The following is a 19317-nucleotide window of genomic DNA, read 5'->3' as shown; positions in this document are numbered from 1 at the left end:
CTAAACTTATCCATCGGTAGATAAGGGCTAGCTTCAGCTGGAGAGTCATACCCAGAGTCACTACCGGACTCTCTTCTCAAAGAAGAGATATTTTCATTACGTTCATTTATATAAATATAATTTGGTTTTATCTCTTCATAAACATGCTGATCATAGATATGATCTTCTGATTTATTTTTTATTGCACTCAGCGCTTTTTGAATATCATCTAACAGATTTTCTGTTATAGGCTTAATTGTTTCTTCTGGCGAATGAAATTGAAATGAAATATTTCTAATTGGCACATCAGGACGCGGACCACTACGCTGTTCAGGAAATAAATCATTAGCCGATTCGTTACTCATTATCGCCATTTTTTCACTCGCTAAAACAGCTAGATCTTTATTTATTTCATGCTTTAAAGATTTAATATCATTTAATAATTTAGTTTTCCTCTGCAATGCCATTGAATTGCTTTTACTCAGGCGGAGTATTAATCCATTATGTTTATTATTTATTTCCTCATTAGAAGATCCATACGTTCGCTTAACGGATGAAATAAACCGCGCCCTTACCCGCACATTTATTTTTTGTGGGGATAGTTTCGCCCCTAAAAATCGATGGATTAAGCTATTCCGAGGTTTTACCTGGCCATTAAGCCGTTTTAATTCCTTAATGCTACGTTTTAACTCACTCTTTTCAGACTTTAGGCTCTCCATAGAGAGTTCAGTGTTTTTAATATTAGATCCAGATAACAGCCTTGATATACCAATCATAATAAGCCTCTCTTTAATAAACTAATATTTTCACTTCTAAATTTATCATTCACGAACAAGTCAGCAACAATCGAGAATAATAATTATCACATTGATACCAATCTTAATTCCAGAAGTCATCTTTATTCATAAAAAAACAGATTGATTTTAAAAATACATCGAGAAAAGATAATGAAGAAAGGTAAAAGAGATATTTAAAACAAAAAAACCCAATAAGCTACAATGGCTTTATTGGGTTTACATGCATTAATTAGAAAAAAGAGATTGGAATATATTAGCGGATATTAGAGGTTTGACGGGGTATCAATTCAAAACCAACATCAATAATTTGAGGTGTTTGTTTCGCTTTTTCTGGCTGTTCAATAGCCAGTAAGAGTGCCCGAATGAGTTGTGTACCAATTTGCTCTGGGTGTAAGCGAATAGATGTCAGTTGCGGATAAGCGCATTCAGCTAATTCATGATCACCAAAACCTACCACCGCCAAACGAGCAGGGATAGCAATATTACGCCGCTGTGCCTCATTTAAGAGACTTAACGCAATGATATCATTGGAACAGACAACACCATCAATAGTGGGATCTCTAGCCAGTGCCGCCATGAATGTTTTTGCGGCCTCTTGTACATTATGCTGTAAAGGCAGATCAATAATTTGAGGTAAATGCTGTGCATACTGGGCTACGCAGCGAGTATAGCCACTGGCTCTCGCATTGGCGCGGTGATCGTGCGTCAGACGGGTTCCCATAAACAGAACATGCTGGCAACCACCACGGTAGAGATGTTCGGTGGCATCAGCGCCAGCTTGCTGGTGATCAAAGCCAACTTGTAAGCTCAAAGGTTCACCGCCCAAATCCCACATTTGTGCAACCGGAATGCCGGAGAATTTGAGCAGTTGGTATGTTGCCGCATTGTGGTGCACCCCAGTCACGATCATTGCTGCAGGTGCCCATTGTAAGAAAGTACGAACCAAGCGCTCCTCTTCCTCTTCGCGGTAATTAGAGTTTCCCAGCAGCACGCTGTAACCGGCCTGTTCACATTGAGCTTGGATCTCCTCAAGGGTACGCGCAAAAAAACTGTTGGCAATAGAGGGAATGATCACTGCAATTACCCGACTGCTAGCCGCAGCCAGACTGCCGGCAAAGCGATTGGGTACATAACTTAATGCATCAATGGCGGTTTGAATTTTAGTCTGTAATTTATCCGATACTGCATCGGGTTGACGCAAGTAAAGCGACACCGTACTGGGGGAAACCTGTGCTTTTTTTGCCACATCAGACATAGTGGCGCGATCAGTGCCACGACGATTACGGGTTTTCTTGATCTCTGATGGCATAATTCCTCAATGACCGGGGTAAACCGGCGGCATAAAAAAAGCACCTCAAGGTGCTCAGTTTCACTCAATGTGTCACGATAACAACCTTGGCTGAGTATAACAGAGTCATGGTTGTTATCGCAGTTTACTGCTCACGTTATTGGATAGACAAGCCTGCATCAACAATAAAGTCTTGGCCGGTACAACCACGGCTCTCATCTGAGGCTAAAAACAGCGCCATACGTGCGCAATCTGTCGCGTCAAGACGGAACTTGAGCATTTGGCGATCCAGAAAATCTTGGTTCGCACTGGCAAAACCGGCTGGATTATTTGCCCACATCGCATCTTGTCTGTCAGTCCGGATAGCGCCAGGAACCAGACTGTTGACGCGGATATTTTTCTCACCCAACTCACGCGCCAAGGTGCGGGTTAAACCGTGAATGGCGGCCTTAGGGGTAGTGTAACAGACCATGCCATCGCGACCACGCATCCATGAGATTGAGCCCATGTTGATAATCACGCCACCACCTCGACGGGCCATCATTGGCGCAACGGCTTGGGCTGCAAAGAACTGGTGACGCAGGTTGGTTTGCATCCGCTCATCCCAATACTCTGGGGTGACATCCATCATATTATGGCGATCATCGCGGGCGGCATTATTAAACAAGGCATCAATACCGCCCCAACGCGCTTCGACATTAGCGATACATTGGCGCAGTAAGTTGATATCGCGCACATCACAGAACTGAAAGTAGAGGTTATCACTGTTTAAACGGCACACCAGCTCATCGGCAGTGTTGCTGTCAAAATCAATAAAGGCAACCTTCGCGCCCTGCGCCAAAAAAGCCTCAACATAGGCGGCACCAATACCCGAAGCACCACCGGAAATAAAGATAATGCGATCTCGCAAAGAGGGATAACGGGCAATATCAGTATAATTCATAACAATTCATTCCCTTTGAATGCGTTTTTTTGATCTTAAATTCGGTTCGATTTTGTATGATATCAGTGTGGATGAACGCAATAGATCTCACCCACACTGAACCTGCATTACAGTGCTGCTATTCCCGCGAAGAGATCTTTCCACGGGCTATTGGCACGGTAGAATACTGGAGGCTGGCCAACAGGTGCAGGCAGAGTAACCCGCTGCCCGCCAGTGAAGGTTTGGCCGCTCCAGACATGTGTCCACTGCTCGCCAACAGGCAGGTAAGTGGTCCACTCACTGACATCCGCTTTATGCACCGGTGCGACCAGTAATTCTGCGCCATACAGGTACTGATCCTGCATTGCGTAGGTTTCCGGATCATGCTCAAAGTGCAGCATCAGGGCGCGCTGTACCGGATAGCCTTTCTCAGCCGCTTCGGCTGAGAGTGATCGCAGGTACGGGGTCAGGTGGCAGTAAATACGGGTCATGCGAGCAAAGTGCGCCAGCGTGCCACCGTCTTGATCGAACTGGAAGTTCTCATCCGGACGGTTACCTTCATGGGTACGCATAACCGGTGTGAAGGCGCTCATCTCAACCCAGCGGTCAAACAGCTCTTTGGTACGGCGGTTGCCAAACAGTGAGGTGTAACCACCAATATCCGAATGGTGATAGGCATTACCGAGCATGCCAGATGAGAGTGCACCAGAGATCACGGTCACCAGACCATCGTGGCGGGTAAAGTCTACTGACTGATCACCGGCCCACAGCAGCGGACAGTGTTTTTGTACACCGGTATAACCGGCACGCATAAAGAACAGCGCATCGCCAGTTTGCCCATTCATCTCAATGGCTTCTGCGTTGCATTGTGCCCACAGTGTTGGCCATGCGTTGTGCATCAGTTTGGCATCTACACCGTTTTTCAGGTAGATGTTGTCGGTCGGCAGGTATTCACCAAAATCAGCCATCCAGCCTTTAATGCCCAGATCCAGCATATTCTGGCGGATAACGGTATCACGGAACCATGCCATGGCAGCAGGGTTGGTAAAGTCAATCACACCACAGTCAAATTCACCAAAATCAACTAAGGCAACGTTACCGTCTTTATCCAACGCCATGTAGCCGTGCTCTTTGGCAACAGGGAACAGTGCGCCATCATCACATAAATACGGGTTAACGTAGGCTAAAAACTGGATACCCTTCTCTTGCAGTTGCTGAATTTTTTCCGGCAGATTCGGGTAGCGATCCTGATGATGTTTCCAATCCCAATCCCAGAACAGGCGCTTACCAAATGAGGTAACACGTAGGCCGCACCAGTCTTCGCTCCATACGCCTGAAACTTTAATACCATGGTTGATGGCATTTTCCAGCCGGCTGAAGGTGTTCACTTCACCGCCTTTTAATCCCAAAATAGCGCCTTGGTAAACCCACTCTGGCAACATTGGCTGACGGCCAAACTGAGCCGAAAGTTTTTCCACCAGACCTAAATAGCTCTCTGCTGTTTTTAGTTGGATCTCAGCGGGGATAGCCCAGACTTGTAATTCATGGAAGTGGTCATTGCGAAAATCAAAATCGGCATACGCTGTGGTTTCAACATGACAGCTGTATTTGCGTGATGAAACAAAGGTCGGCTGCGGGTAGTTGGTGTGGTAGTAGTCACCGCCTGATTTACCGGTTACATCCGCTCGCCAAGTCAGCTCGGTTGATTTATCACGGCCAACACCCGGCTCTGAAGTCCAGAGTGGGAAGTGGCGGCCACGCAGATCAAAATAGGACATCTGCTCACCACAGCCCCAGATGTGCTCTTTTTTCTCGGCGGGAAGACGGCACCAGAAACGGTTGTAGCGCTCATCCAGCGCGGTCAGCGCAAGAGTCACATCGCTATCTTGTAAGTGGATGTGCATAGTAAGCACGGCCGGCAGCGTTGGGGCGGTGGCAAAGTTGACTTGTAGTTGACCGTTGACCTCACAAAGCTCGGCATGAGCCAGCGCGACGCGGGTTTCAAGGTAGTCTTCTATCTCAAAATTCCCACGGTAAATCTCCATTTTTTCATTGCCGCAGCCCAGAAAAATGGCCGGCGCACTGCTTGAGTGGCTAAACAGGATTTTTCCTTGATGGGTCAGTGTAAAACCGTCAGTGGTCTGATTAATCTGCATGGTTGTTTATCCCTAATTTTATTGTGATCTTATTATGTTATGGCAATATCTCTTCGCGCAGTTAAGCACTCACTGCTCGGGCCTTGACCGCTTTGATAGTGGCACAAAAATCTTCTGGGCCCATGTCGTGGGCAATGGCGTAGTCATACACGGCTTTCACGGTGTCGACCCCTGGCAGATTCAGTGCCGGATCGCGCATCAAGCGCAAGGTGCAGTCAATGTCCTTGCCCATGTTTTGCAAGGAGAACGCCGTCTGGTAGTTCTCTTCGCTCAGAGCATTGAGTTTGCCGCTCAGGTAGAAGTTGCTTGCCCCACCGTATGAGGCGGCCGTGGCAAAATCAGGTGTGGAGATCCCAAATTGGTGTGCCAGTGTCAGCATCTCATTCACGCCATTTTGGATCTGCGCAACCAGTGTGTTATGGCACAGTTTCATCACCAACCCGCGGCCGTTATCCCCTAAATGGATAATGTTGTTGCCCATCATCGCCAATAAAGGGCGAACGCGCTGATAAGCGGCCAGATCACCGCCAACATAAATGCCCAGTTCGGCAGCAATGGCAGCAGGTACGGATTTGACGACGGGCGCATCGAGCATCTGCGCACCGGTTTGCTGCACCTGACGGGCCAGTTCTACCGATACCTCTGGGTCTATGGTCGACATATCGAGTGTTATCTGACCGGCATGCAAGTGTGGTAGCAGTTCACGGTACACTGCCTGCACATGCTCGGATTTGGGTACCATCGAGATAATGACATCACAGCGCTGAGCGATGTCGGCAATAGAACTTGCGGCGGTTGCACCCGCAGAGACGAGGGTAGCAATCGCTTGTGGGTTCACATCAAAGACCCAGACATCACCACCAAACTTGGCCACAATGTTCTTACTCATGGCTTCGCCCATCAGGCCAAGACCGATAAATCCAACGGTTTTGATACTCATATTCAGCTCTCTTTTTCAGGTATCTTTTTCAAAATAATGGGGTTGAGAACGCTTGGGCTCAGATCCCTTGATGTCAGATCTTTTGGGTTATTTTTGATTCGCTTCACAAAACAGCGGCTTTCGTAAACCCGCTACCTGTGTGCGCATACTGAAAATTGCGCCGGATAATGGCCGATCAGCACACTCTTCTGCGCTCATATTTTCGCGCGTGGTGGTGATAAACAGCGTTCGCATGTCTTCACCGCCAAAACAGACCATCGTCGGGCAGCGTACCGGCAGAGCGTACTCTTCAAGTACGTCACCCTGAGGGGAGATACGCACAATCCGGTGACCGTCAAACAAGGCGCTCCAGTAACAACCTTCTACATCCATCGCTGCGCCGTCAGGACGGCCGTTACCGACAGGAAAGCGTTTAAACAGGCTACGAACGCCCGGTTCGGCGGTGATCGGATCAAGCGGTGTGCGGTACATCACATGGTTCGGGGTATCGGTGGTGTACATCCACGCCATATCGGGGCTGAATGCCAAGCCGTTTGCGCCCAGAATATCGCTCTGGATCACCTTCGTATTCAATGTCGCATCCACACGGCAGAGCAGTGCGCCGTTATAATCGCGCGGGCTCCAATAGGTGCCAGCATAAAAGCGGCCCAATTGATCAACGCCACCATCATTAAATCGGGCTAATTGCGGGTTGTTAGGGTTGTCGCTCACTTTTTTCTCTATCTTCCCACGGCTATCAGCCAGATAAATGCCGCTACGCATGGCCAGAATAAAACCGCCATTTTCACGCAGGGCAAAACAGCCGATCTCTTCTGAAAACGATAAAATCTGATGGCTCGCGCTGCTTAACTGATAACTGTGCAACTGTTTTTCAATAATATCGGTCCAATACAGGGTGTTGTTCTCTGCCGACCAAGTTGGGCACTCTGGCAGATGGCCGATATAGTCGAATAACGGTGTCGGTTTACACATAAGGCGTCACCTTAATTTGCATATTCAGTGTGAAGACATCACCGGCTGCCAGACGCTGCATTGCGCCTTCGGTCTGCTGGTCAGGCCAAAGATTGATCGCGTTATTGACATGACTGACCGGCTCAACGGCAATAAAGTTTTTTTCTACTGGGGGGATAAACAACACAACATGCGATACATCCGGCGCACTCAACTCCGCTTGTAAGCCTTTTTTTGGCCAGATAATCCGAGCGCTGCCCTGCCAACCGGTAAAACAGTTATCCACTGATCCTAAACGGGCTGCTTGTGCCTGTGTGTAATCCCACTGTTCAGGCACCGGAGTATGGGCAAACGGCAGCATCTCTTCACTGTTCAGCCATACGCCGTTTGTCTGCATTTGCAATAAGGCTTCAGCAGCATCAGCAAAGTAAGGGTGGAAACCCAATCCAACCGGTGTCGGATGGTCGGCATTATTTTGAATACTCAGCGAAAGATGCAGGCTGTCTGCTGTCAACGTAAAATACTGGGTTGCCTTAAACGGCCAGGGCCATGCACCCAGCTTCGCGGCACTGAGTGCATCGTGTTCAAAGGTGAGTACTGCGTTGGTTTGGCTTGCTTGTTCAACCTGCCAGCAAGATTGCCAGCCATTGCCGTGTATGACATGCGCATGACCGTCAAAATTGGGGGTCAACTGCACGAGTGCATCGTCAACCCTACACTGGGCATAGGCAATCCGGTTTGAAAACGGGACTAACGGAAAACTGCCCGCCTGATTTGCGGCGGTTTGTCCGGCCGGTAAGGGGCGCAAGATATCCGTATCACGATAACGTAATGCGCTGATAGCGCCGCCGTATGCGGCGGTGATCTCCAACCGCATTGGGCCACAGGTCAGGGTTAACGGTGCACGGTTTAGCATCAGTACACGCCACCACTTTGGGTTTGTACGTTATCACCGCGCACGGCGGCCAGTTGTTCGCGTGCACGGGCCAGTAACATGCTCATGTCTGAGCCAATTGCCACAAAGTCATAACCCATGGCTATTGCGCCGCGAACCATCTCTGGATTACCCAGTACAATACCGCACGGTTTCCCTAGCTGGTGGCAGAGAGTTATGCCCTGTTGCAGTGCGCTTTGTACATCAGGGTGAGCAACATTGCCCAAATGCCCCATATTGGCCGATAAATCGCCCGGACCAATGAAAATCGCATCCACCCCTTCTACTGCGGCAATTTCAGGCAATCGCTCCAGCGCTTCGGGGGTTTCTATCTGCACAATCACGCAGTTTGCGGCGTTAGCCTGTTGAAGGTAGTCGGGGACCTGTCCATAACGGCTGCCACGGTGAACCGCCGCACATCCGCGAGTACCACCGTTATCGGCAATCGGGTAGCAGGTTGAGGCAACCGCCGCGGCAGCTTCTTGGGCATTTTGAATGAACGGGAACATTAAGGTGGTAGCACCGCCATCGAGCATCCGTTTTACGATAATCGGGTCATTCCACGGTAACCGCACCACCACCTGCCCCTGATTTACCGGCGTTCCCGCCAGTGTTCTTAGCAGCGTGACCGCATCAGCGGAGTCAACCGGTACGTGCTCCATATCCAACACAAGAAAGTCAAAACCGGCAAACCCGAGCGCTTCGGAAACGGCGGCACTAGCGGTCATCATCCATGTTCCTACCGGAACCGGTTGGCGTTGTTGTTGTAACCACTGTTTGAATTGATTATGTAACAAGTTCATTGCTCAGTTCCTTTAGAAAATATCCGGTTCACGTACCGACTCTGCCGATTGCAGAAAATCAAAATCACACCCTTCATGGGCCTGCGTAACATGCTGCTGATAGAGCGCGGCAAAAGAGCGGTTATACTGGTGATGAACCGGCGTAAACGCGGCGCGACGCACTGCCAGCTCTTCATCACTGACCAGCATATTCAGCGTTCCGGCACTGATATCCAGTTGAATAAGATCACCGGTTTTCACTAACCCCAATGGCCCGCCAACCGCCGCTTCTGGTGATACATGCAACACACAGCTACCGTAGTGTGTACCGCTCATGCGCGCATCAGAGATCCGCACCATATCGGTCACACCCTGTTCAAGCAGTTTTTTCGGGATAGGTAAATTGCCCCACTCTGGCATGCCCGGCGCACCCACGGGGCCGGCATTTCGCAAAATCACCACCGTATCGGCAGTTACATCAAGATCAGGGTCATCTATCATGCGCGAAAGCGCTTCATGGGTATCAAACACCAGTGCTGGGCCGGTGTGCTGACGATAACGCGGGTTGGCAGCTGATGACTTCATTACTGCGCCGTTCGGACAGAGGTTGCCTTTAAGTACTGCCAGTGTTGCCCCTTTCTCCAGTGCCACAACCGGATTATCCATACTGCGGATCACTTCATCGTCATAGCAGGTTGTGTTTTCAAGCAGCTCACCGAGCGGCTGCTTGCTGACTCCGGCACACGCTAAATGCATAAACGGGGCGATTTTCTTTTGCAGTGCCAATAGGCCGCCGGCAAAGAAAAAATCTTCCATCAGATGATTGCCGGAAGGGAATAAATTGGCGAGTACCGGAATACGGGTTGCGGCAGCAGCCATATCATCCAACGTAATATCAATACCGGCACGCCGCGCCATGGCAATCAGATGAATGGCAGCGTTAGTTGAGCCGCCAAGCGCCATATACACGGCGATACCATTTTCAAAGTGTTCACGGGTCAGCCATGTAGAGGGTTTGTGATCTTCCCACACCATATCGACAATACGGGTGCCACACTGTGAGGCCATTTGAACATGCCGCGAGTCAGCCGCCGGAATGCTTGACGCACCGGGCAGCATAAATCCGATTGCATCGGCAATTGAGGTCATGGTTGATGCGGTACCCATAGTGTTACAGGTGCCGATAGAGCGGGTCATCGCGCCTTCAAGTTCAACCCAATCATGCTGGGTGATAGCACCAAGGCGCAGCTGATCCCAGTACTTTTTAGTATGCGTACCCGCACCAGTAGTAACACCGCGCCATTTACCATTTGACATCGGGCCTGCCGGACAGAAAATCACCGGCAAATCCATACTGATAGCGCCCATCAGCATTGCAGGTGTCGACTTATCACACCCGCCAAGCAGTACCGCGCCATCAATCGGGTGCGATCGCAACAGCTCTTCGGTCTCCATCGCCAATAAATTGCGGTACAGCATGGTGGTCGGTTTGACCAATACTTCACCTACAGAGAGTGCCGGTAGCTCCACCGGATAACCTCCAGCAGCCCATACCGCGCGCTTTACCGCTTCGGCACGCTCACGCAAGTGTGAATGACACGGGCTCATGTCACTCCAAGTATTGATAATCCCGATCACCGGTTTATCCATAAACTCTTCACGTCGCATGCCCATTTGCTGGGTACGTTGACGATGGGCAAATGCCCGAATGCTGTTTGGGGCATACCAGCGCTGACTACGCAGCGCTGATAGCGATTTTTTGCTCGATGGCGTAGACGACATATCCTAAATCCTGCTGTAAACCGTATAATCAATATCCAAATAATAGCGCTACGAAATAATACTGAAAGACACAAGAGTCAAAACTGGGCTATGTATCACCAACTGCATGAAAAAAGCGGATATAAACTGAGAGGCATCACATTTTAGCGGTGTTTAATTAGGTATACCCCCCTTTTAAGTGCTAGCCAGCAGCGAAAAAAGGGATTTATATTTTCGTGAAGTATCGCTCACTCTGTGTGCAGATTCGGCGTTGCCAAGCCTCTATCATACCGCTACGATCAACATTCTTTCGCAGCGCTATGATAAAGCAATATAGAAAGGATACTGACCACGAGAAGTAAAAAGTATCTGCACGTGGTATTTCACCCGATCCATCACAGTCAGACCCCCTTGACGGAGATGTTTATGAGCTCGCAGGAAAACACAACACACAACGCCGATGTGCGATTGCCGTTTAAAGAGAAATTTGCCTACGGGGTAGGTGATTTTGGTTATAACTTTATTCTTGATATCACTACCCTCTATTTATTGAAATTTCTGACCGATGAGGCGGGCATTCCAGCCGCTTGGGCTGGCGTAATATTTCTGGTGGCCAAAGTTTTTACTGGCTTTACCGATCTGGGCACCGGCATGTTACTTGATAGCCGGAAAAAAGTGGGGCCGCGCGGAAAGTTCCGCCCTTTTCTATTATGGACAACCATTCCGCTGCTGATCTTTAACTTACTGTTGTTCTGGAACTTTGAGCTAGGCACTACGGCAAAAACAGTGCTGTTTATTGTCTGCTTCATGTGTTTTGGTCTGTTTTTCAGTTTGGGGAATGCCACCTACGGGGCAATGGTGCCCTCAATGACAAAAAACTCACAAGACCGTGCAGAACTAGCAGCTTGGCGACAAGGTGGTGCAAATACCGGTTTATTACTCTGCACCGTTGGTTTTATGCCGATTGTTCTGTTGTTTAACAACAGTGAAACCGGTTATATCGTAGCGGCCTTTATCTATACACTGATTGGTGTTTTAGCGGCACTGTATTGTTATGCCAATGTCAAAGAGCGCTATGTGGTCGAACAGCCACCTGCAGCGAATGGTGGTAGCAATGTGAAAGAGGGCATCAAAGCCGTTATGCAGAATAAACCTCTGCTTATTCTGGCTATCGCGAACTTACTGACGCTCTCTGCATTTAACGTTAAATTGGCAGTACAAGTTTTCTACGCACAATACGTTCTGGGCGATGTCTCTATGGTTGCCTATATGAGCTTTGTCAGTATGGGCTGTATTTATATCGGCGTGCTAATGGTGCCTTCCATGGTAAGACGGTTTGGGAAAAAACCAGTCTACATTGCGGGGTTAGTGCTGTGGGCGGCCGGTGATATTATGAATTTCTTCATTGGTGGCAGTGTTGCCAGCTATGTCGCGTTCACCAGTTTGGCCTTCTTTGGCTCTGCGTTTGTTAACAGTTTAAACTGGGCATTTGTTTCCGATACCGTTGAATACGGTGAATGGAAAACCAATATGCGTACCGAAGGATTAGTCTATTGTGGCATGACATTCTTCCGTAAATGCTCACAAGCTATTGCCGGTTTTATTCCCGGTTTTGCATTGGCGATGGTGGGTTATGTGCCGAACATTGATCAGACTGCTCATGCTAAAGCAGGCATTACCGGTCTGATTTTTATCTATCCGGCCACATTAGCTGTTATTACCGCCGTGATTATTGGTTTGTTCTATACCTTAAATGAATCTTTTTATAAGAAAATAATTCAAGATCTGGAGAAAAGACAGCATTCGGCCTGATAACAATCTATAACAACAGATAACGAAAATAGCCTGATCTGAATATAGGATCAGGCTATTTTATTTTCAGTAATCAATACATTAGTTCATACAAAATAAGAAAGAAATTGCATTGCAAGAAATTAAAATAAGCATTGACAAGATTTAATTACCAAGCAAAATAACGCTCGCTAATGAATGCCACATGTTTAGAAAATATCATATAACGTCAAGAGATCATTATGAGAGTAAGTGAATCAAGAACATCGTACTGCTGCCCGCCTAGTTCAACAATAGAAGACATTATTACATATTACAGAAAAGAGGTCGCCACATTAAATTCATCACTGCTGTTACTTGAAAAACATCAACAAAATAAAATGGACAATCATAATGAACGAAAATATTTAAGTTAACTAAAACCCTGTCTAATGATTTTTCTGGATATCTACCTTACGGTTTATTTAATGATTATTAGAATATAATACTTTCATACCCTATGATATTTTAAAGTATATAAAAATCTGAAATCAATTAACCTAATTGCTTTATAACATCAATGAGCGCTAAACATCTCATACCTTCAGAACGGAATTAATGTAATTAAATTTCAATTAGTTATGTAACTCAATGCTTAAATGCCCTTGATATTCAACAGTCTTAATTACATGTTATTTTATGAAAAAAAATACAGAACCTTGCTTTAAGCATAAAATTAAATTTACGATAATAAAACAAGCAATTAGACTTTGTTAACAATAGAATTCCATTTATTAGCAAGGGGAAAATATCATGGAAATAAGAAGCACACCAAGAGTTAGCTCAAAGCAACTTAATCAGTTAGTTAAATCAACCGAAAAATTAAGTTCAAACCTAAAGAAAAAGCTTAAAAGATTAGATAATACAACAGATGATAAATTGAATATTCACAGTTTTAGCAGAAAGAAGCTGCTACTCACACCTGCAAGTACGCGTAAGAAGCTTCAACTGGTGATGAACGGCAAAACCGTAGATGAACTACGACAGGTTCTCGACGATCAAAAATCAAAAATCCATGATAAAAAGAGCAGGAAAATTGATAAAATCAAAGAAAACATTGACAAAATGAGCACAATTAGCACACAGGAACAATCAAAACTTATTGCAACAGAGCTCGTTTATCGAACGGATAACAGAACCGGTAAAATTAACACTAATAAAAATTTGATGACAATTCATAAACCTAATAGGTTTTCATTTACAAAGATGATAAGCTCTATGAGGTAAACGCTGAGAACAACCAAGATAGAGAGCATCAACACTCTCTATTTTATTTTCAATATATATCTCTATTACAGTGTTTTTATAATAAAAATCATCCCACATCCACACTCTGACACAGAAGTTGTATTTGCACACCCATATCCCAACGCTCAATAGAAGAGTGTAAATACAACTCCCCACCCATCAGCAATATTTGCTCTGCGGTCGTGTTTGCCGAGTCTGGCATTTGTAATAGCCAATAACTACCCTGTTTGTTCAATGGTGTATTTTGTGCAGATAACGTCACGGCTTTTAATTGTGCAGATGCTGCCACATCCTGTGTAGAGATTGCAGTATACAGCATTAACTGGCTCTTTGGCGGTGCGGTGATTTTAATCCGCGCAGGAATTGGTTGCTGGCGCTTAGAGAGCACTACACCGTTGGAAAATAAGTAGCCTCCATTTCCATCAAGTATCGCCCATCCGGTACTGTTTTTAACTGTCCGTAATAAACCAAAATTTAAGGGAGAGAGGATCTCCATCTGAACGCCTGAGCAGTCTGCCGATACGGGAGTACTGAACAGACCGCAGATCGTTATAAAAATCAACAAAACGCCTCGCAAAAAGATCAACATGTCATTCTCTTATTACCGACCCATCAGATAAAACGGCTATGTTAATATCACTACTTTGATTTCCCTTTATAATATTAAAGGGTAACGTGACCGCTTTTTTTTGCGCGGCAGAAAGTACGTTCTGTGGGTTAATACGCAGTTGCCATTTACCGATATAGAGCGAATCCACACTGTAATAACCGTCTGATAACGTCTCTGTTTCTGCCTGTACACGCCCATTTAGATTCAGAAACTGTATTTTCATCCCCTCAATCGGTACGCTATCACCCTGACTATTTTTTCGCCGAACCACGCCACTGATGGTTTTACTGTTTAACACTTTAAGTGTAATGGGTATGGTCTGCCCTGCTCGTGGCCAAATTTCAACTTTCGGATATTCAGGTATCAAAAATGGATCAGGTAATGCGTCGGTATCTATTTTCAAGGTAGCCGGATTATTGGCAGCTAATTTCCCTAAGACTATTTTTCCTGATTGATCGGAAAGTCTATCTTGACTGACGTCATTGACTGATATGCCTATCTGGTTAAGCGGTGAAATCTGACCATCATCATCTTGTTTTTGCAATACCACTGCGGCACTGCCGCTGTACATATCCTTTGATGATTGCAACGTGAGCCCCTGATCAGATTGATAACCTAACTCAAAACTTAATCCGGCAGAGAGAGTATATTCCCCTTCTGTGGTTCGAGAGACACCCACTGACAGGGTTGAAAAATTTAAGTCCTGATTGATATAGAGCGCCGATCCCACACCACCATGTGGGGTATACGACAACGCAACGCTGGCTGAGTTATTATCGTTATAGCGCCACAATGCGGAGAAATTGGCAGACTCAAAGGCGGTTTGTGGGCCAAGGTTGTATTCTGCTTCAGCGCGAAAATCGAACAAATCTTGCTGGTAGGAAGCTAATAATCGATACTGTTTTTCCGGTTGACTGGCAATGTTTGGTGTTTTTTCCTGTTGATAATCAAAAAAATGGGTGAAAAAAACACGGCCTAGCCGATGACTGTAATTCAATTCAGCATCAAATTGTTGATTGCCACTGTAGGTCTGTTCGGTGCTCAACGCTATCGAAGCATAGCCTAGCGCATCAGTAAGTGAGTTGAGCGGTAACCCGACACGCGCTTTAATACGATCACGCACCAATCCCATGCCCGATAAACTATGTGCAGAGAGATAATCAGCTGCATAATGCTCATAATCCATGCTCAGAGGTAAAAAGCGCAACGGCACATAAATCCGGCCATAATACCCTTGACCAGCCCCTTTTTGTTGCACTATCCCCCCCAATAAACTGACATTATTAAGCACCGGCCGCAATTCCACCCCGTAGTAATCTTGTGCTATTGCTGAATACTGTGGCAGTACGGGATTGGGAGAATACAGATTGGCTAATGGTGTTAGGGCTGATACTGGCGCATCCGTCATCGGCAATACGCTGCGGTTATTCAACTCGCTACGCGCCACAAACGCGCCGATACTCAGCCAATGGCTCACGCCATAATCCAGTTGTAGATTGCCTACTGTGCCGACTTGTCGACTGTTTGGGCTGCTCTCTTCATCAATACCCAGCATGGTGTGCTGGTTTTGTGCCAGATAGCCGTATGACTGAAATTCACCCGGCGGCACAATATTGCTACTGATATCTTTTTGGTAGTTCACTTCACGCGTCTGCCCTTGCGGGCCATACAACACCACTTTGACCTGATTGCTACCATAGCCAATCGGAATATTGGTAAAACGAAAACGCCCATCGGTGCCAATTTGCTGGAAACTGTACAATTGCATGCCAACATATAATTCAGCTTGCCACCCCACAGGGGCATCCCCTTCAATTTCAGTGGCATCAAAATTGGTTGTCCGGCTAAGTGGGGCAGCTTGAAAACGTACACCGCGCCCGTCAGGAACAGATCCGACTAACGGCACGCTCTGCCCGCTCACATCACCAAACTGCACATCGTAAAGGGAAGCGATACCAAACACATTACCGCGTAAATCTTGCCGCCCCGATTGTAGTCTGACATGTTCAAATGGCTTTGCTGCCGAGCCGCTGGTCACCAGAACATTAGTCATGTACAAAGCTTCGCTCATTAACAACATATTGTACTGATTGCTGAATGTATTTTGCGCGCTCATGCCCCATGCCAAATCAATATCAGCGTGTGGTGATCCTAAAAGCTGGTAGTCATAATTAACCACCACAGGTTCAACCGGATCAATTTCGTTCTCTTGCGGATTTTGCCAACGGTACTCGCGAGCTACCCGCAGATCCCGCGGCCATGGTCGTGTCGTGGTCAGATTTAAGGTTTGTATATCGGCAGAAAATTGCGTAGTAGCTTCAAATGCAGCGTTAAACAGTGAGGACAAAACAAAAACCTGCCCATCATGTTCAATGACTTCACTATCATGCAATGGCCGCGTTTCACTGGTCATCGCCACACGCTGTTTAGTGATATCAATATTTAAAAATTGCTCAGTATTGTTTATCCGTAGCTGCAATGTTGTCGGGTCAGGCTGCTCTACCGTCGCCTCGCCAGCCTGTAGCAGTGCGCCCGCAGGTAAATAGAGCTGACCTGCCGCATCAACGCCCACATCCACAAAGTCATCTGCAACATTTCCGTTAATGTGCAGTTCAGCCAAATACCACGTTAGCGCATTGGCAACATCTGCATTTTCTGGCATCGAAACGTCGGCAGTAGAAGGTAATGGCGCAGCAGCAAGTGGTTCAGCAGGTGCTGCCAATGCCGTATCCCCCCCATTTGTATTACTCTCCGCGCGACCTCCGTTCTCGACATTACTGCGGGCATACAACTGCTGACTGACGCTTAGGCAGTATACGAACAGTAATATGATCCCGAGCAGTCGGTGAAGGGGCATCACTCTTGTCACAATGCAATACCGTCAGCTGCTGCACTGCTCTTGTGCCGGTGCACCTTGTGCAGGGAAGTGATCCCAAATTCTCAAGCAGTAATTCCCTTTTGCTTTTGCGGTAAATTTTCCACGTGGCATCCGCACTTTTGTCTCTTTGCTGCTCGGTTGCAGGTGTAACCGCCCGCTGCTGACGACTTCATCGGTGGCTTTATCCACCAGCTGCACTAAGCCGACAAAACTGACGCCAGCCATTTTTTTTGTCACGGGAAAGTAGCCTAAAAAGTCGGGGTCTTTCGGGGTATAGACCAGCGGTTGGGCGGTGATCATCGGCGTATCTATCTGATGGCGCAGATAAATAGTGATCGGTAAGACAGGTACAACCGGAATAGATACCGCTACGGCAGAACTGGCCTCTTTATTTTGTGCCTCAGTGCTGCGAACTGGATTCGGGCGGCGCTGTGCCGATACGTTCACTTGCAACACATATTCACCGGGCGAAAGTTGCTCAAGATTACGGGCAGAGATCCGCATCGGCAGTGTCCGGTTTGCCGGAACGCGCGCCCGCTCTGGTGCCCAACGGATAAACTCGGCCCCATCTTTGGCGGTTGCCGCGCCGGTAAATTTAATTGACTGCAACGCAAATTCAGTCGGCGTTCGCCCTAAATTAACCAGTTCGATAAAAGAGGAGCGCTGCGAGTCATCAAGCACGACCAAATTATCAGAGAGCGCGACCGAAAGAACGTTATCGCCCTCTAAGCGTGAAGCGGCCTCAGCATCGGGTAATAACATCAACACAAAACACATCAAATAAAATGATTTAACCATCTGTTACTCTTCCTGAATGTCAGCGGCACACATTAAAAAAGCACAACACGCTCACGCCTGTTGTGCTTGATTTTTCGTTATATTTGCTTGTCGTCTGCAACGATACCAATCAGATTTTTAGTAATGTATCCACCGTAGTTACTTTTATTTAAGTTATTTGGAATAGTCAGTACACCACCCAGATAAAAGCGGCCAGTCCCATTCGTGATAATCGGCGTAAGTGTCGATGCTGTTACCGTTGCTCTTAACGCCGCATCAGCTGCGGGTTTAAGAATACCAGCCGCAAATTTCGTGGATGCCTGCCCGATAAACTCGACATTGGTATTGTTACTCAATACAACATCAGCCAATGTACCATCTAGCGCTAATGAACCGGTAAGGTCACATGCCCCCGCAGTGGCTGGGCTATAGCCTTTCGATAACGCTACACCACTATCAGAAGAGGTTGCTGTATTATTTGCATCAGCCGCAAGCGTGATCGTTGTTACATTTGAACGACCACCAATTGCCACTTTCCAAACACCAAAGTTTAAATCTGTACAGGTAAGTGTTAACACGGGCGCAATACCTGCGTAAGCATTTACTGTCGCATCATCGGTGTGTGCAAGTGCACTGCCAGCAAAGAACAACATACCTGTCGCGATCGCACTAATACGAATAGATTTATGCATTGTCATATCCTTTATCTCCTTCACGTCTCTTCCTATCCGGAAGAGGTTAACGGCTTTCCGTATTCCACGGCGCTTACGGTATGCAGGCTGATACCCCACCAAATCACCCAAGGCGTGAATTTCAGCAAAGAGACGTACTAAGGTCTTTCCCGCAGTACATCTTTATCCATACCGAATGTTTTAATGGCCAGACTTCACAGCCATCACCGCAAAGTCTACGTAACGAAAAAGGATTTAGGCTGACAACTTCTAACGCAAAAACTGACCGGCAATCGGCAAGATACTGACGTAAGAATGTCTGTGTGCATCCACACAGACATCAAGATATTTATCACAGAGATGAAAAAAAGGGCGGGGATATTGAAAGAATCGAAACGCAGTATGACTACAAGTTACTCACCCCATCAAGCAATACACCCATTGGGTTAACCGTGTTGTACTCGCCGTAACTCTCTTTGCCGATATTATCTGGGATCATCAGTTTGCCTCCGACATAAAAAATGGCAACACCGTCTTTAATCTGAGGTTTAGAGGTAGAGAAGTGTAAGTCGGCCTGCAGTGCGGCAGACGGTTTTCCAGAGTGCGTTTGTCTAGGCTGAATATCATGCTCCATGCCCACAAATGCCAGCCCTTTATCACCGACTGCGGAAATAGACGCTTCGTAGGTCTGTAAATCATTGATGCCATCAAGCTGGCATATTGAGGCGGCTGGCGCAGTACCGGATGCCGATAATGTGGCCCTTCCCCCTTCGCGATGCACTTGTGTTTTTGC

At 47.0% G+C, this 19317-nt stretch carries 16 protein-coding genes; 2 read left to right on the top strand and 14 right to left on the bottom strand.

Annotated features, from left to right (window positions below; all coding sequences use genetic code 11):
- The 9 genes from ACRC27_RS12940 to araD form a co-directional block, all read right to left on the bottom strand.
- The coding region (locus ACRC27_RS12940) for a hypothetical protein (protein ID WP_438640064.1) at positions 1–755 on the bottom strand (755 nt) is incomplete at its 3' end.
- A gap of 274 nt (positions 756–1029) precedes the next feature.
- Entirely contained in the window at positions 1030–2085 is a 1056-nt protein-coding gene (locus tag ACRC27_RS12935; RefSeq protein WP_438640063.1) for a LacI family DNA-binding transcriptional regulator, read from the bottom strand.
- A 136-nt stretch (positions 2086–2221) separates the two neighbouring features.
- Complete coding sequence (locus ACRC27_RS12930) at positions 2222–3007, bottom strand: SDR family NAD(P)-dependent oxidoreductase (RefSeq protein ID WP_438622039.1); 786 nt, start codon at positions 3005–3007, stop codon at positions 2222–2224.
- Between the two features lie 107 nt (positions 3008–3114).
- On the bottom strand, positions 3115–5142 hold the full coding sequence (locus ACRC27_RS12925) for an alpha-glucosidase (protein ID WP_438622038.1): 2028 nt from the start codon (positions 5140–5142) through the stop codon (positions 3115–3117).
- A gap of 61 nt (positions 5143–5203) precedes the next feature.
- Positions 5204–6082, bottom strand: coding sequence for an NAD(P)-dependent oxidoreductase (locus ACRC27_RS12920; RefSeq protein WP_438629833.1), 879 nt, complete (start codon positions 6080–6082; stop codon positions 5204–5206).
- 87 nt (positions 6083–6169) lie between these two features.
- Positions 6170–7054 carry an SMP-30/gluconolactonase/LRE family protein gene (locus ACRC27_RS12915; protein ID WP_438640062.1) on the bottom strand — a complete coding sequence of 295 codons (885 nt, stop codon included), beginning with the start codon at positions 7052–7054 and terminating at the stop codon, positions 6170–6172.
- Complete coding sequence (locus ACRC27_RS12910) at positions 7047–7949, bottom strand: aldose 1-epimerase (RefSeq protein ID WP_438640061.1); 903 nt, start codon at positions 7947–7949, stop codon at positions 7047–7049. The genes ACRC27_RS12915 and ACRC27_RS12910 overlap by 8 nt, the downstream gene beginning before the upstream one ends.
- Positions 7949–8770 (bottom strand): HpcH/HpaI aldolase family protein, encoded by an 822-nt coding sequence (locus ACRC27_RS12905; RefSeq protein ID WP_438640060.1) that lies wholly within the window; start codon positions 8768–8770, stop codon positions 7949–7951. Before ACRC27_RS12905 ends, ACRC27_RS12910 begins: the two co-directional genes overlap by 1 nt.
- Positions 8771–8782: 12 nt before the next feature.
- Positions 8783–10531, bottom strand: a complete 1749-nt coding sequence (gene araD / locus ACRC27_RS12900; protein WP_438622033.1) for an L-arabinonate dehydratase — start codon at positions 10529–10531, stop codon at positions 8783–8785.
- A gap of 405 nt (positions 10532–10936) precedes the next feature.
- On the opposite strand from araD, the gene ACRC27_RS12895 reads away from it, so the two are divergent.
- Both ACRC27_RS12895 and ACRC27_RS12890 read left to right on the top strand, forming a co-directional pair.
- Positions 10937–12322, top strand: a complete 1386-nt coding sequence (locus ACRC27_RS12895; protein WP_438622032.1) for a glycoside-pentoside-hexuronide (GPH):cation symporter — start codon at positions 10937–10939, stop codon at positions 12320–12322.
- Positions 12323–13093: 771 nt separating this feature from the next.
- On the top strand, positions 13094–13567 hold the full coding sequence (locus tag ACRC27_RS12890) for a hypothetical protein (protein WP_438631535.1): 474 nt from the start codon (positions 13094–13096) through the stop codon (positions 13565–13567).
- A gap of 88 nt (positions 13568–13655) precedes the next feature.
- On the opposite strand, the gene ACRC27_RS12885 is transcribed toward ACRC27_RS12890, so the two are convergent.
- The 5 genes from ACRC27_RS12885 to ACRC27_RS12865 form a co-directional block, all read right to left on the bottom strand.
- Positions 13656–14084, bottom strand: a complete 429-nt coding sequence (locus tag ACRC27_RS12885) for a hypothetical protein (protein WP_438631533.1) — start codon at positions 14082–14084, stop codon at positions 13656–13658.
- A 94-nt stretch (positions 14085–14178) separates the two neighbouring features.
- Positions 14179–17055 (bottom strand): MSCRAMM family protein, encoded by a 2877-nt coding sequence (locus ACRC27_RS12880; protein WP_438640059.1) that lies wholly within the window; start codon positions 17053–17055, stop codon positions 14179–14181.
- Positions 17056–17079: 24 nt separating this feature from the next.
- The gene (locus ACRC27_RS12875; RefSeq protein ID WP_438640058.1) at positions 17080–17874 is read right to left on the bottom strand and encodes a hypothetical protein; all 795 of its coding nucleotides are present in this window, start codon (positions 17872–17874) and stop codon (positions 17080–17082) included.
- Positions 17875–17951: 77 nt separating this feature from the next.
- Positions 17952–18569 carry a hypothetical protein gene (locus tag ACRC27_RS12870; protein WP_438640057.1) on the bottom strand — a complete coding sequence of 206 codons (618 nt, stop codon included), beginning with the start codon at positions 18567–18569 and terminating at the stop codon, positions 17952–17954.
- A 361-nt stretch (positions 18570–18930) separates the two neighbouring features.
- Positions 18931–19317: hypothetical protein (locus tag ACRC27_RS12865; protein ID WP_438640056.1), on the bottom strand; the 387-nt coding region annotated here is incomplete at its 5' end.

Origin of the sequence: Plesiomonas sp., assembly GCF_051650925.1 — a bacterium.
Lineage (GTDB): Bacteria > Pseudomonadota > Gammaproteobacteria > Enterobacterales > CAMTGL01 > Plesiomonas.
This window is presented reverse-complemented; position numbering and strand designations above follow the sequence as displayed.